Source organism: Pseudomonas brassicacearum (assembly GCF_003732265.1).
GTDB classification, from domain to species: Bacteria; Pseudomonadota; Gammaproteobacteria; order Pseudomonadales; family Pseudomonadaceae; genus Aquipseudomonas; species Aquipseudomonas brassicacearum_D.
In genome coordinates this window covers 1-291 of record NZ_MOBK01000300.1, presented here as the reverse complement: position 1 = coordinate 291, position 291 = coordinate 1, and the positions used below count along the sequence as shown (strand labels likewise).

The 291-nt window shown below is 59.5% G+C and carries 1 pseudogene; it reads left to right on the top strand.

From position 1 onward, the window contains the following. Positions 1 to 17 precede the first annotated feature (17 nt). Positions 18 to 291 (top strand): annotated as a pseudogene (locus tag BK660_RS31390) (ABC transporter substrate-binding protein); the annotation flags it as partial.

Here is a 291-nt window from a genome sequence, read left to right as displayed (position 1 = left end):
CAAATCATGAGGCCAACATGCTTAAACACGCGGTCATTCCGTTTTTAGTCGGCGCAGGCTTGTTAGCCTCCGCACCTTTCGCATCCGCTGCGACTAACCTGGTGTTCTGCTCCGAAGGCAGCCCGGCCGGTTTCGACCCAGGCCAGTACACCACCGGAACCGACTTCGACGCCTCAGCCGAAACCATGTTCAACCGCCTGACCCAGTTCGAGCGCGGCGGCACCGCCGTGATTCCTGGTCTGGCGACCAAGTGGGACATTTCCGATGATGGCCTGACTTACACCTTCCACC